Raw genomic sequence first — 13,416 nt, forward strand, 5'->3', positions numbered from 1 at the left:
CATGACCGATGTGCCGCCAGGCACCTATAAACTCGTCATCTGGCATCCCTATATCCGTACCACGACCGAGCAAATCGTCACCATCGGCCCGAAGGGGGCCGTGCAGGCCAATATCGCAGTCCCGGCCCCAACCGGACGGCTCTACGCCAACGAGGTGATGGATCATGCCTATACCCGCTATAACGTGACCGAGGAAACGAAAAAGGAAATCGATCCGATGATCGATAAGCAGCATCACTGACGATACCAGAGCCGGATCGCGCCGACCCTGCTCCGTCAGCAGCCGTAGCCTGAGCGCCTGCGCTAGAACGCTATTAATCGATTCGCCGAGACACTGCTGGAAAGGGCGAGCTTGCTGTTGAGCTGGGGCACGTTCTCCGGGAGAACGTGCCCCCTCCCATTTCGGACCGCACCCTGCAAGGTTCACTAGGCACTCCGGTTAAATTTCAACTCATTCCTTCTTTCAGGCCATCACCGTGCTGAGCTATTGCCTTTTGCGACAGCAACTTTTCCATGTCAAACTTAGAGTACCCCATGGACCGGTCTCCCCTCTCTGCGCATTTCATTAAGCCCTCGTGGAACTCCAGTAATGAATGATTCCTTCGCGCTGATTCTCTGGCACGCCCTTCGATTTTTCTTGTTTGCAGGGGCATGGCGAAGATCAGAAGAGAAAGCCAGGGAGAAGGCAAGGAGGCGCGGGTCGCTGCCACTTCCTTACCGTTTATGGTGGCAGGAGTAAAATGGTAACTGCGCCTGGACCAGGTCATTGAGTTAGTAAGCAGTGGCTTTCAGGAGCAGCTCTCCAACGGTAGGAGTAGTCTGTCCCTCATCAACCATCTTATGTAATTTCCGCACGGCGACGAGCGGTCCACTTGCATTCTGTGCCCCATCTCCTTGCGTCTCCTCAGCATGGTCACGCAGAGATTCTAACGCATGCAAAATTTGCACTCATCGTTCAGAAGCGAGTGACCTCGCAACGTAAAGAAGCGACACTTTTCCTCGAACCTCTGTCGAATCCACTATATCGCGCAGCCGAAATGATAAGGCATGAGAGTTGCGTCCCCTTATTAAATCGTACTGTTCTCGGTGCGTATCCCCCTTGAACCGATAGAGTCATCGAGCAGGGGCAGGAGCGCACGAGGGACGACCGAATCGAGATGGTGTGTGCCACGAGCAAGGCAATCCTGCAATGAGTGAACTCGAACGAATAGATGTAGAGCCTCCCGATCATCTCTGTGAACAATGTGGCTACTCCAAACCTCGACTCGTGTTTGACCAACTGAGTTTGCTCTTGCTCTGCGAGCAGTGTCTGGAACGTGCGCAGCGGCTCCAGGCGTGGTCTTTACTTCGCGAGGACGAAACGGCATGAGGCGTGGATAGACGTCACGCACATGTTCCCCAGTTCAGCCCGGCTTATGAATCCCGGATTGCGGAGGAAGAGGCAACACTCCGCTGATTCATCGCTTGCCACCCCCGTAGCCGTAAACGGTCCTAATTACCGCCTCTTTCTGCTCGCGGCCAATGGGAGGGATGAGCAAGCGATGAAGGAATGCCTGCGAATTCCCAAGAGGTGCCAGGACGATCAGATTGTTCACTGGTGGAGAGCAACGATTTGCCGGTGAGGTGGTGCCGCTCCGCCCGCCGCTAAGTTTCAACGCGCCAGGTCATGAGAAACCGACGTTGGCCTTGTCTCTTTCACCGCATCGGCTAGGGAGTCTAATGCAATCTTTGCAGGTTGCGTCCCGGTGATCGGCCAGGCAAAGATTCGCGCAATGGTAGTGATGCCTTATTCGTGGTTAGTTTCTTTGTGAACTCAACGATATAGCAGTGCCCGACAACGAGTGTGCCGGCAAGGCATCAACGTTGCTTGGTCGATCGTCGGGAGGGACCGGGCTCATGCTCAATGACGGCACACCCATCGACCTGGTGACTCGATTGCGGACGATGAGCAGGGCTCTCGACCGTCTTGTTCCTGAATCCCCCATCGCGGCTTTGGAAGAGGTTGTCGAGAGGGCGTTGGAGGCGGTGGGGCGAGGTGAACTGGCTGAAGCGATAACTCTTCTTGAAGAGGGGGTACGGGCCAATCCGTTCTGGCTACGCGTCTATTTGCTTCTCGCCACTATCTATGAGTATACGCAGAAAGCTGAGCTGGCCATCGCGACAATCGAACAAGGACTGGCTATAGGCGTTAGCAGTCTTCGTTTATTCGGTGCCCAAGGATGGGGTAAGACGCTGGAGCGGATCAACGGCCCTGTCGCACACACACGCATTCAGAGTCATGTAGAACGACTCAGAAAATATGAACGCATGTTTCGGCATCGATTGGCGATGCTGCAGATTCGCTGCGGCAGTTTCGACGAAGCGATTGAACAGTGGTCCACGATCGAAGAGGAGCACTGTGCCTAAGGAAGTGTGCGCGAGCCAACGAGTCCACCAAATGTCCCGGGCGAATAGAGGAGACCCCACGAGTGAGCCATTTCCCCAGTCCGTCGAGCGAAGTCGAGGCACGAGTGGCTAAGTATTGTGACCGTTGTGCGCGCCGTTCCGTAACGCTGTTCTCTGACGAACTCACGTTGCAGGAACTCTGTCAGGATTGCTGCGACCGGCTAACACGTCGGCGCGAAATGGCTTCCCCTCCAGCGAAGCCGAAGAGGTGAGAGCGCCCTCCTGTCCATCATCTCGTGAGAGGGAGGTGTGCCGGTCATGTGACGGGGCCAGGTCCGGATCCATTCGCTCTCGCCCAGATCTCACGATCCGATTGCGTAGGAAAACACGTTGCCAAGGCTTCATCAAGATCGTATGCTCGCCTGAATGAATCACCTGCCTCCACCACAATCAGGCGAACGGTCGGCAGGCAGCGACTTCTGGACCGATCTCGCCCGGCTTGGGCTTTTGCTTAGCCTCGAAAAACGAGTCCTCGCCATTCTCGTCTCGTACGCCGTCGCGATCGGCATCTTTTCGTTGATCATTCCGCTCACCGTTCAAGAGCTGACCAATACCTTTGCCTACGCCATCGAGCCGATCATGATCGTGACCTTCGCCTTGGTCCTGCTTGTCGGGCTGCTCTTCATCGGCCTCTTTCGAGTGCTTCAAAATAGTGCCACGGAAACGATCTTTCAACGGCTCTATGTTCGCATCGCTTTGGCGATGACAGAACACCTACCACGCATCAGGCAAGAAGCGTTTTTACCCAAACAGGCCCTACGCTTTGTCGAGGCCGAGCTGCTGGCGCGAGCGGTTCTCGTCGTCCTCGTCGATGCGATCAACGTTCTGGTGTCAGGCCTGACAGGCATGACCATCCTCGCCCTCTATCATCCGAATTTTCTCTTCTACAACGTCTTCCTCCTCGGCGGGTTCGTGCTCGTCGCCGTCGCGTCGGGCCAGGGCGGAGTCCTGGCCACCAAGACCGTCTCGGACAAGAATTACGACGTCATGACCTGGATTCAGGACATCGCCAACAATCGGCTCCATTTCAAGGCCAGCCGTAGTGCACCGTTCTTAATCAGAAAGACGGACCGCCTGCTTGGCGAATATTTGGCCGCACGGCGGGCACGTGCCAACATTCTGACCTGGCGTCAGTACCGGAGCATTGTCGTCTGGGAGGCTCTCTGTCACAGCGGCATGATTGCCTTGGGGGGCTGGCTGCTGTCGGTTGCGCAAATCACGCTCGGACAATTTGTGGCCGCCGAAGTGATTGTCGGGACCCTGCTCCTGAACCTAGACACCGTGACCCGCCGGATCTATGCGTTTACCTACATCCTAAGTTCACTGGGCGAACTGGATCGCGTCTTTTCCCTGCCCAAGCACGAATCTTTCAGTGCCGGAGTCAGCACCCCTCTGCCGGATCCCGCGCTGTGCGGCGTCCATCTCACGTGCAAAGAAGTGGCGTTCGCCTATCCCCATTCACCACCCGTCTTCGAGCATGTCAATGGTGAAGTCGCTCCAGGGGAAAAGCTGGCAGTGCTCGTTCAATCCAGCACACAGAAGTCGACGTTGGCTCTCGTGCTCGCCGGTCTCTATCGGCCAACCTCCGGTGTCGTCCGGTATAACAATGTCGATCTCCGCGATGTGACCATTGATTATGTCAACGGAGCTCGCGGACTCGTGCTGGACTCGCAACCCACTCTGTTTGGGGGCACGCTGGAAGAGAACGTGACATTGGGACGGGCATTGATTGGTTTTGAAGATCTCCGGTGGGCCATCCGCTTCGTTGAGCTGGAGGACGAGATCGACCGGATGCCCCACGGGCTTGAAACTCGGGTTGAAGCAGGTGACACGCGGTACACGAAGAGCCAGATCCTGCGTATTCTGGTGGCCCGCGCAATCGTGACCCGCCCCCCGTTGCTGATTTTCGACGGAACCTTGCACAACATGGAACCCGGCCTGCGGCAGATTCTGCTCCGACGACTCTGCTCGAAAGATGAACCCTGGGCGGCAATCTTCGTGACGAACGATCCGTCCATCGGTGAATATGTCGATCGTCGGATCACGATCGGATGATGCCGTCCAGTCGGGTCATTCCGCCCTGGGGTTCAGCGTGTCCGGTATACAGTCGCAACTCCACGTGGTAGCATATTCCCGTTCGCATCCTTCTATGTGACGCCGCGATGTTTAGACCAATTCCAGAAGCCACCCTCTTCCGAAGGATTCCCTATCGGCTGATCGCCTCCGTCCTCTTGATTCTGGCTTTGGTCGTCTCCGTCATGTTGCTCTTTAGCCTGGAGCAGGAAAAACTCCTCCTGCAGGGCTTCACCCAGGGCAAGGCCGTTCCGACCGACTTGTTCCCCGCGCTGTGGCGGTCGCGCCATGATCTGACCGTTGTGACCCTGTTGGTGTTTCTGGTGAGTGCGATCGGGATCGCGGCGGTCATCACCTTCCTCCACTACGACAGCACCAGACGGACCCTCGAAGAAGTGAAGGGGCTGGCGCGGAACATCCTTGAGAGCATTCCAACCGGCGTGCTCACGGTGAATCGCAGCGGCGTGATCACGGCGGTCAATCCGACGGCAGAGGCCGTCCTCAAACGATCGGCGGCGGATTTGCTCGGGAATTCTTACGAATCCGTATTTGCCGAGGGAGAGACCATCCGGGCGGTGCTTGAAGGGGCGCTCAGCCTTCACCAGCATGTCAGTCAGAAAGATTTGCCCTATGAGAGCCAGGACCGGACCCCGCACACCATCCGGGTGAGCACGGCCGAGCTCACAGGGGACGATGCAGAACCGGCCGGCGTCATCCTGCAGGCCCAGGATGTGACAGACTGGCTTGCGCTCGAGCAACGAGTCCGCGTCGCGGATAAGCTGGCCGCATTACACACGTTGTCGGCCGGAGTGGCCCATGAATTGCGGAATCCCCTGAGTGCCATGGACTTGAATCTCCATTTGTTGGAAGAGGAACTCAGGGAGCGCGCCTCCCTGCCGGAGCAGGGAGCGCGGTATCTCCATGTCTTGAACGCGGAATGTCGACGTCTCTCGGTTATTCTCGACAACTTCATGAAATTCGCTCGCCCCGGGTCGGTCGGTCTCCACGAGGTGAACCTCTCTGCCCTGATCGAGCACATCATGGCGCTGATGCAATTCGAGGCGGAGGAGCGGAAGATCCGGCTCGAGCAGGCGGTGGCGGAACCTTTGCCGTCCGTCCTGGGCGACGAGACGGCCATCAGTCAGGTCCTGGTGAATATCGTCGTCAATGCATTTCATGCCATGCCGGCCGGCGGGCTCTGCCGCGTCGCGGCCGAGGCCCGTCACGCCAACGGCACGCGCTGGCTCGTCGTGTCGGTGCAGGACACGGGGATCGGCATCAAGAAAGAGGAGCTCGTGCGGGTGTTTGAACCGTTCTATACGACGAAGTCCAGCGGAACCGGTCTGGGGCTCGCCATCGCCTATCGCATCATGGAAGATCATGGTGGCACCATCCAAGTATCCAGCACACCGGGGAATGGTACTACCGCGGTGCTGACGTTCCCTGTCGCAGCCGAAGCGGCGCAATCCGTGGCGGTGCCCTCATGAAGCCACCAGCACACATCCTCGTCGTGGATGATGAGATCAATATCCGCGGGGCCTTGGTCACGATGCTCGAGAAAAAAGGCCACCAGGTGCGCGGAGTGGCCACGGCAGAGGAGGGGTTGGCGCAACTGGAAGGGGCCTCCGCTGAGCTAGTCATCACCGACCTTCGGATGCCAGGGATCGGAGGCATGGAGTTTCTCTGCCGGCTCAAAGACGCATGGCCGGATACGGAAGTCGTGGTGATGACCGCCTACGGGTCTATCGATACGGCGGTCGAGGCAATGCGTTGTGGTGCCTACGACTATCTCACCAAGCCCATCGATCGCGAACGGTTTCCCATCGTGGTGGACAAGGCGCTGGAGCGACACGCGTTAACGACTGAGAACAAGCAGCTCCGAGACCGCCTTGAAACCAGGACACGCTTCGATCACATGGTCGGCGAGAGCGAGCCTATGCAGCGGATCTATGGTCTGGTGGAGATGGTGGCGGACAGCGATGTCACGGTGCTGCTCACGGGAGAAAGCGGGACGGGCAAGGAACTCGTTTCCCGGGCGATCCACCATAAGAGCCCCAGAGCCGATGGCCCGTTCATTACGATGAATTGCGGAGCCCTGCCGGACAATCTCTTCGAAAGCGAATTGTTCGGCTATGAAAAAGGCGCGTTTACCGGCGCCATGGCGACCAAGATGGGGCGGTTCGAACTGGCCGACGGCGGCACACTGTTGCTGGATGAGGTGGGTGAACTGTCTCTCAAGTCGCAAGTCGATTTTCTGCGCGTGTTGGAGACGAAGGAATTCAGACGCCTGGGCGGAACGAAGCTGATCACAGTCGATACTAGGATTATCGCCGCCACCAATCGTAACCTTGAAGAAGCGGTCAAGCAAGGAGACTTTCGGGAAGACCTCTACTACCGACTCAATGTCGTGCCCATTCGCCTCCCACCGCTCCGTGATCGAGCGGACGATATTCCCCTGCTGGTAGACCGGTTTCTTGCGGAGTGCGCGGCTCAACATCACCGTGAACCGAAAGACGTGTCGCGGGAGGCCATGCGGCTCTTGCGATTGTATGGGTGGCCCGGAAATATTCGCCAGCTCCGGAACCTCATGGAGCGGTTGGTGGTTACGGTGAAAGATACGATGATCCAGCCAGAACACTTACCGGAGGAAATCCAGGCCAGCAAGGAGGATGCGCGTACGATGGTGGTGACGCTAGGGACCTCTCTGGATCAACTTGAGCGAGAGGTGATTCAGCGGACGTTAACAGAGATCACGAATCATCGAGAGAAGGCGGCCAAGCTGCTGGGTATCAGCCTCCGGACCTTACAATATAAGATCAAAGAGTACGGCATCCGGGACTAAGTACGCGCGCTGTTCGGCTGTTCGATTCGCATTCCCCTTCGTCTGATCCGTTGCCCTGCCTGATTCTCAATTCCTGCGCCTGTACACGCGCCACTGTGCTGGTGGGCGTAGAGTCTTTGCTGATTCTGCAAAAATACAATGTCTGTTTGCCTGGGCAGGCCCGCGATCTGCAATTCTTGCAGCAGCCGATGAGCCGTCAGAGGATGGGAGGTATTGACCATTTCCAGAAGCACCATAAGCCCCCAATTTCTCTGAAGCCCACTCAGCAATACTGCGTGGGCCATCCCTGGCATTCTCCCTGCACTGGTTCTCGCATGCGGGAGCGGATAATGACCGACACAAGAGGGGCGGGATTTTGAAGGGAGAAGTCAACAAGCGGAGGGGGGCGAGTAGGATGATGAGCATCGGCGCTTCATCATCACAGCCGAGTCCGACCACCCGGTTTGAGCCGGCCACTTCATCCATGACGTGGGTGACTCTGCTGCAGGCACGGTTGACAGACAGCCCTACAGGCACCCTAGCACGCTGTGCGCTCGCTTCGTTGCTGGAAGAACTCGAGCTCCCAGAGGAAGCCTTGTGCCATTGGAACACGGTCCTGGTCTGTACCCCCGACAGTCTAAAAGCTCAAGCAGGGGTGGTTCGATGCCGGCAATGAATCTGACAGCTTTTGCAGTTCGATCTATGAGAATACTCAGGCAGTATGGAAGACGCCCGTATACGATCAAGGGTACGGTCTTCAGGGCCTAATTGCTCCGTCACTCCTCTACGCACAATTCTATCTCTCTTAGAAGTTCAATCCCAAATATTACGCCGATCATAGCGTCTGATGGCTCATCAGGCGCTCGACCACACCGTGTTGCTGCAAGAACGGTAGTGGCCACACCGCGCGAAGAGCTTCGATCTGCAAATAATGCAGAGGAATCTTCAGTAGCTGCCACACCATCTGCATGACTCTGTTCGCCGATGTGGTAAGCCCTCGATATTCCTCACCGCGAGTCCATCTAGATACTCATTCGTTCCGTGGCACTTCCCATGCATTGTTACTATTTGCATCACGACCACTCGGTCGGAGAACAAGGAAATTATCATGCGAGGGATGTTTTCACAAAGAATGGTTCCGGGAATGGCTGGTGCGACTATTCTCCTCTCGCTCGGATGTGCACAGCCTCCCACCGAGCAATTGGGAGCTGCACAACAAACCATTGATGTTGCCAAGGCTGCCGGTGCGGCAGAGTACGCGAAAGAGGACTTCGTCGCTCTCGAGCAGCAATTTGCTCTCGCAAAGAACGAATTGACCAAGCAAAAGAACGTTCTCCCAATTTTCAGGTCCTACACGGATGCGGACAAGATGCTGCGTACTGTCGTCGAGTCCGGCGGGCGCGTAGCGACCAAGGCTGCTCAAGGCAAAGAGGCTGCCCAAACGGCAGTCCTCGTCATGGGACAAGAGGCCGGGAATGTCGTGGCGTCAGTCAAGGAACTAATAGCCCAAGTGCCGACCGGGAAAGCGCGGGCCGCTGTGGAGCCGTTCAAGCAAGACCTAGAGGGATTAGAAACGAGTTTCCATGCCGTCCAACTACTCATTGAGATGGGGGACTACTTTGGGGCTGAGATCCAAGCCAACGCGGTGAAAGAGGAAGGCGCAACTGTCTCTAGGGAGATTCAGGGCATCATCGATACGGCCAAAGGGAAGAAGATCACCTCCAACACAAATATTCCACTCAGGAAATCTCCCCACAAGGAGGTCGGTCATCGCACCAAACTCAACTGATATCCGACTAGCTGAATGTAACGGGGAAGACGCAGGACGCCGCCGGGTGGGCGCCTACCCTACAGCGCACCATACAGAAAGGAACGACTCATGAGCCCATTAAGCCGCGCAAAGCGTGAACGTCTGATCGATGTTGGCCCGGCAGGATTCCATCCGCCGTGTGCGATGCAGCTGGGTGTCACGCATCCCGACTCTTGGTTTGGACTATTGTACGGTCACCACGCTCCGGAGGATGAGGTGATCGCTGAGTCCGCAAGACAAATGTTTACCCGGAAGAATCCGACGATTTTTCCAGGGCCGCTGTATCTATGGGCGTGGCATCCTGAATGGATGGAGAAAGGGCAAGCGCTGCTGAGACTCGCAGCGGAAATCCCGGGCGTCATGATGATTCCGATGCCGGACTATCGGCCCAAGTACCCCAAGATCGATCCGGAAGAGGTCATCAACCCGAATCACCCGAACCTGACGATCTGGGGAAACAAAATCGAAGTGGCCCTGTTCATCGGCATTCACTGCCATTACGCCAACCTGGCGTTGCGGATGGTGCGGGCCGGGACAAACTGCCTCACGATCGCCTTCTGCCATGACATTCATGAAGACGCGATGCTCAGCGTGCAGGATCTCGATGTGAAGCAAATGGACCATATCATCGACATTTTTCGAACCGTCCGGAAGGAACTTGGCATTGAGATGCCGAAGGACGGACAAACGGTCCGGCTGACCGGCACACAGGTCCGCGCTAACCATGGGGTCGAGCGAGTGAATCCACGGCCGGCGTGAGAAAGAAAACCAAACAAAAGAGGAGCGCGAGCATGGCAGTAAAAGCTGACCGCTCGGTGGAACCAGCAGCATGCACGCCCTATGCGTCGAGCGAGGACTGGATCGCACGGATCGGTCGGCTGCAGGATGCCCTGGCGGTCTATCCCGCCGATATCTTGGCGAGAAGTGAGCTCGCGACATTATTGGAACAACTGGGACAACCGGAAGAGGCCTTGTGCAACTGGAACGCGGTCCTGGCCTGCGATCCCAACAGTTTGAACGCTCGAGAGGGGGTGGCTCGATGCCGGCAACGAACCGGGCGGCCCCTGCAGTCCATTCTGTGAGAGGGACCATGCCCACGATCTGGGGCCATCTTGAGAACGTAGGCACAGCACCGGCGCGTACTTCGCACATCCAGGTGAGGACATTATTACCTGGCGGAATCGTCATACGGGTCCGCGCCAATATTGGAGCACAAACTCTTATCGCGAGAGGAACCGAGCCGGTTGATGTGTCGGGTCTACGGGATGGCGAGTTCGTGGAAGTATCCTATCGACATGGTAGGGAGGGAGGGAGGGACGGTTGGATGCTGACACGATCTACGTGCGACCGGAGCAAACCGTCGTTGGCTGACCCAGCCACGGGCGATTCAGTCTTACCATTCGTCGGTATCGGGTGAAGAGGGATCATCATTGACACAACAGAGGCGGGACTCATGGCAACCAAGCGTAAGACAGCAGCGAAGAAGTCTAAACCGGCAACGAAGACAGCCAAGAACCCCACTGTAGCGCGGAAAAAGAAGAACAAGTAACCCCGGAACTACCATCATGCTCATGAAGAGAGAAACCGACGTCCTAGTCGTGCAGTACCCACGAGGCTATACGGCGATCGTCTGGTTCGACCCGGTCGCAGGATCGATCGCGACGAGTCATGCCGGTCTGCGCGCTACGCTCCGACGAGGGGTCCGGAGCTGGGAGGGAAGTCCTGTCTCGCCTCACGATGGGCACACCTTTCTGGCTGCAGTGTATGACCATCTGTTCCTCAACGGATATGCCGTCCAGTGGATGAAGGTGACGGCAGTCCTAGCGGTGGAAAATAGTTATCGTGTCTAGTACGGAACAGATCGACATGACCCCGTTTTCAGCATGGCTTCCCGCGCGTCCCAATCAGGACTTCGATCTGACGGTGAAGATCGTCGGGAGAAGCGCATTGGGTCTCATCGATGAACTGGCGACCATTGCCCAAGCCCTGACCCTTCACGGTTGCCAGGTGATGGTTCAGACCGGCAGGCTGAATGGTGGCTCAGGGCACTTGGTGCTGAGCCTCAGAATCGCATCGCGTCAGTTTTATTCGATGGGGCATGGATGCGATGTGGTCGTATATCTGGATCAGGGCCCTCTGAAATTCTGGCAATTCGGCCTGCAACCTGGCAGCGTGCTTGTCTGGGAACCGCCTGAACAGTTGCGGCTTCACCCTCCCCTACCTGACGGGGTCATTGCCTACCCGGTTCCTCTCCGCGAACTGAACGCGCAGGACAGCCAGGACCCATGCGGGAAAGGGTTTGTGGCGATGGGAATCCTAGCCCATCTTCTTGGCTTCTCCGAGGAGGCCCGACGGGTCTGCCTGAAATCCCTCTCGGCATCCCGTTTGTTCGATAGCGGCTATCAGTTCACGTCCCGCTCGCTTGTCAAACATGACATCTACTCCCTTCCTCTCGATGCGCACGGTGATGCGCGCATCGTGCTGAGTCTGGAGAACGCCGTGAAACTCGGGTTTGCCGCGGGTCACTGCGAGCCTGGAACGGACTGCGCCGGCGAGCTAAAACGATCACCGACACAGTGGATCGCCAGACACCTCGCGCTGGCCGACAAAATGGTCTCGGTGCTGCACAGCGAACAGTTTCCAGACGTCCAGGCCTATCGAGGCCCGCAGGGGAACGTCTTCGCGCTCTTTCGTGGAGAGGATGCCTCAATCTTGTCCTCCCTGAATGGCGGTTCCGCCCCGAGAGTCCTGGTCGCGGCTGATGCGATCGACGCATTGCGGCTACTGGTCGTCGGACATCGATGGATCAAGACGAGCCAGGCCGGTATGGTGGGTGTCGTAGTCGAAGAGGCCCTCACGGCCCGTCTCGAAAGTGTCGGGGTCGGAGCATTGGTGGCGGCCATGAGCGGGAAACAAGTGGATACCGCAGACGGATTCGAGGGAGATGAAGAAGATGGGACCGCGACCATACTGGCTGAACGTGAGGGAGAGGACGGCGCAGAGGTCGGATTTATCGCCTGGGGGGCGACCCAAGGCGCGGTTCGTGACGCACTCACGCTGTGCCGGAATCTCGGCATGCGCGTCGCCGCCTTGTACCCTAAGCAAATGGTGCCGTTTCCGGTGGCGCAGTTGGAGTCGTTCGCGGGTACGGTGAAACATGTGGTGGTGGTGGAGGCCGGTCAGACGAGGGCGTATGCAGACCGCATCGAGGGGGCCTGCTCGTTTCGACCCTTTGTGGTTATGCCCGAGAAGGGAACGGCCCTGACGCCGATGGACTTGTTTATGAGAGAAGATCTTGGTGCAAGATACGATAACCGATTGAAAGGAGTCGAGGATGAGTCAGCATGAAATGACCGTTGGTCCGGAAGGCTTTTTGGCACATCCCATGTCATCACGGGGAGTCGTGCTGCCGTCGAAGGGAGAAGGCCTTGTGTTGGGTAAGATCGTCCCCGAGCAACAGGCCATTGACGAGGCCGCGCGGCGGCTTCTCAGTGCCAAGAATCCCACAATTTTCCCAGGACCGTTGGTGCTGTGGGCCTGGAATGAACAGGCCACACAAGAGGCGAGGGTCGTCAAGGCATTGGCCCAGGCGATCCCGGCCAAGCTCATTCCGATGCCCGACTACCGCCCAAAGTATCCAAAGATCGAGCCGGAGAAGGAGATCAACCCGAACCATCCGAATCTAACCATCTGGCAGAACAAGATCGACGTGTGTCTCTTTGTCGGCGTCCATTGCCACCAGTCCAATATCGCGCTGAAGATCATCCGTGGCGGGACCAACTGTTTCACCATCGCGCTCTGTACCTTCAATGGCGATGACGAGGCCCACATCACGATTCGTGACCTGACAGCCGATACCATTCAGCGGGTAACTGATGCGGTTGAACGGTTGAAGCGGACGAGACCCTCCTAGAGTGGTGATCAGTCTGTCGCGCATCAGGAACTATTCAGAGAACCAGAGGAGAATGTGATGAGATATCTATGTGCCGCGCTGATTGCTGCGCTCGCTGGAGTTGGGGAAATGGCCTGGGCGTATGAAGAAATTGCCGTCACGGATGGAGGCAGTATCACGGGCACAGTGACCCTCGAAGGCCAGGTCCCCAAGCCGAAGGGCTACAATCTCACAACCCTGCCGGACCAATTCTATTGCGGACGCATTTCTGATGGGCAGGGCTGGCGCATCCTGCAGCCGTTCCAGGTCGGGCCGGCTGGCGAGTTCCGCGAGGTGGTGGTCTATTTAGAGGGAATCGACAAAGGCAAGCCCTTC

General features: G+C 57.3%; 12 protein-coding genes. All 12 read left to right on the forward strand.

Annotated elements, in window-relative coordinates; all coding sequences use genetic code 11:
- Nucleotides 1-241: carboxypeptidase regulatory-like domain-containing protein (locus NT179_00005; GenBank protein MCX5720401.1), on the forward strand; the 241-nt coding region annotated here is incomplete at its 5' end.
- Nucleotides 242-1,827: 1,586 nt separating this feature from the next.
- Nucleotides 1,828-2,406 carry a hypothetical protein gene (locus tag NT179_00010; GenBank protein MCX5720402.1) on the forward strand — a complete coding sequence of 193 codons (579 nt, stop codon included), beginning with the start codon at nt 1,828-1,830 and terminating at the stop codon, nt 2,404-2,406.
- Nucleotides 2,407-2,811: 405 nt separating this feature from the next.
- Nucleotides 2,812-4,500 carry an ATP-binding cassette domain-containing protein gene (locus NT179_00015; GenBank protein ID MCX5720403.1) on the forward strand — a complete coding sequence of 563 codons (1,689 nt, stop codon included), beginning with the start codon at nt 2,812-2,814 and terminating at the stop codon, nt 4,498-4,500.
- Nucleotides 4,501-4,607: 107 nt separating this feature from the next.
- Nucleotides 4,608-6,005 carry an ATP-binding protein gene (locus NT179_00020; GenBank protein MCX5720404.1) on the forward strand — a complete coding sequence of 466 codons (1,398 nt, stop codon included), beginning with the start codon at nt 4,608-4,610 and terminating at the stop codon, nt 6,003-6,005.
- Entirely contained in the window at nt 6,002-7,360 is a 1,359-nt protein-coding gene (locus NT179_00025) for a sigma-54 dependent transcriptional regulator (protein MCX5720405.1), read from the forward strand. The genes NT179_00020 and NT179_00025 overlap by 4 nt, the downstream gene beginning before the upstream one ends.
- Before the next feature lie 1,123 nt (nt 7,361-8,483).
- The gene (locus NT179_00030; protein ID MCX5720406.1) at nt 8,484-9,128 is read left to right on the forward strand and encodes a hypothetical protein; all 645 of its coding nucleotides are present in this window, start codon (nt 8,484-8,486) and stop codon (nt 9,126-9,128) included.
- A 165-nt stretch (nt 9,129-9,293) separates the two neighbouring features.
- Complete coding sequence (locus tag NT179_00035) at nt 9,294-9,908, forward strand: 2-oxoglutarate:ferredoxin oxidoreductase (protein MCX5720407.1); 615 nt, start codon at nt 9,294-9,296, stop codon at nt 9,906-9,908.
- A gap of 32 nt (nt 9,909-9,940) precedes the next feature.
- Complete coding sequence (locus tag NT179_00040) at nt 9,941-10,231, forward strand: hypothetical protein (protein MCX5720408.1); 291 nt, start codon at nt 9,941-9,943, stop codon at nt 10,229-10,231.
- 483 nt (nt 10,232-10,714) lie between these two features.
- A complete protein-coding gene (locus tag NT179_00045; GenBank protein ID MCX5720409.1) occupies nt 10,715-10,999 on the forward strand; it encodes a hypothetical protein in 285 nt (94 codons plus the stop codon).
- Complete coding sequence (locus NT179_00050; GenBank protein MCX5720410.1) at nt 10,992-12,497, forward strand: hypothetical protein; 1,506 nt, start codon at nt 10,992-10,994, stop codon at nt 12,495-12,497. The genes NT179_00045 and NT179_00050 overlap by 8 nt, the downstream gene beginning before the upstream one ends.
- Nucleotides 12,484-13,062 (forward strand): carbon monoxide dehydrogenase, encoded by a 579-nt coding sequence (locus NT179_00055; GenBank protein ID MCX5720411.1) that lies wholly within the window; start codon nt 12,484-12,486, stop codon nt 13,060-13,062. Before NT179_00050 ends, NT179_00055 begins: the two co-directional genes overlap by 14 nt.
- 57 nt (nt 13,063-13,119) lie before the next feature.
- A partial coding sequence (locus tag NT179_00060; protein MCX5720412.1) for a carboxypeptidase regulatory-like domain-containing protein occupies nt 13,120-13,416 on the forward strand: 297 nt, incomplete at its 3' end.

Source organism: Nitrospirota bacterium, assembly GCA_026387665.1.
Taxonomy (GTDB): domain Bacteria; phylum Nitrospirota; class Nitrospiria; order Nitrospirales; family Nitrospiraceae; genus Palsa-1315.

Excerpts from the sequence above, each read along its gene's own strand:
- NT179_00015 (MCX5720403.1), top strand. The coding sequence starts at position 2,812 with ATGAATCACCTGCCTCCACCACAATCAGGCGAACGGTCGGCAGGCAGC.
- NT179_00020 (MCX5720404.1), top strand. The coding sequence starts at position 4,608 with ATGTTTAGACCAATTCCAGAAGCCACCCTCTTCCGAAGGATTCCCTAT.
- NT179_00025 (MCX5720405.1), top strand. The coding sequence starts at position 6,002 with ATGAAGCCACCAGCACACATCCTCGTCGTGGATGATGAGATCAATATC.
- NT179_00030 (MCX5720406.1), top strand. The coding sequence starts at position 8,484 with ATGGCTGGTGCGACTATTCTCCTCTCGCTCGGATGTGCACAGCCTCCC.
- NT179_00035 (MCX5720407.1), top strand. The coding sequence starts at position 9,294 with ATGCAGCTGGGTGTCACGCATCCCGACTCTTGGTTTGGACTATTGTAC.
- NT179_00040 (MCX5720408.1), top strand. The coding sequence starts at position 9,941 with ATGGCAGTAAAAGCTGACCGCTCGGTGGAACCAGCAGCATGCACGCCC.
- NT179_00045 (MCX5720409.1), top strand. The coding sequence starts at position 10,715 with ATGCTCATGAAGAGAGAAACCGACGTCCTAGTCGTGCAGTACCCACGA.
- NT179_00055 (MCX5720411.1), top strand. The coding sequence starts at position 12,484 with ATGAGTCAGCATGAAATGACCGTTGGTCCGGAAGGCTTTTTGGCACAT.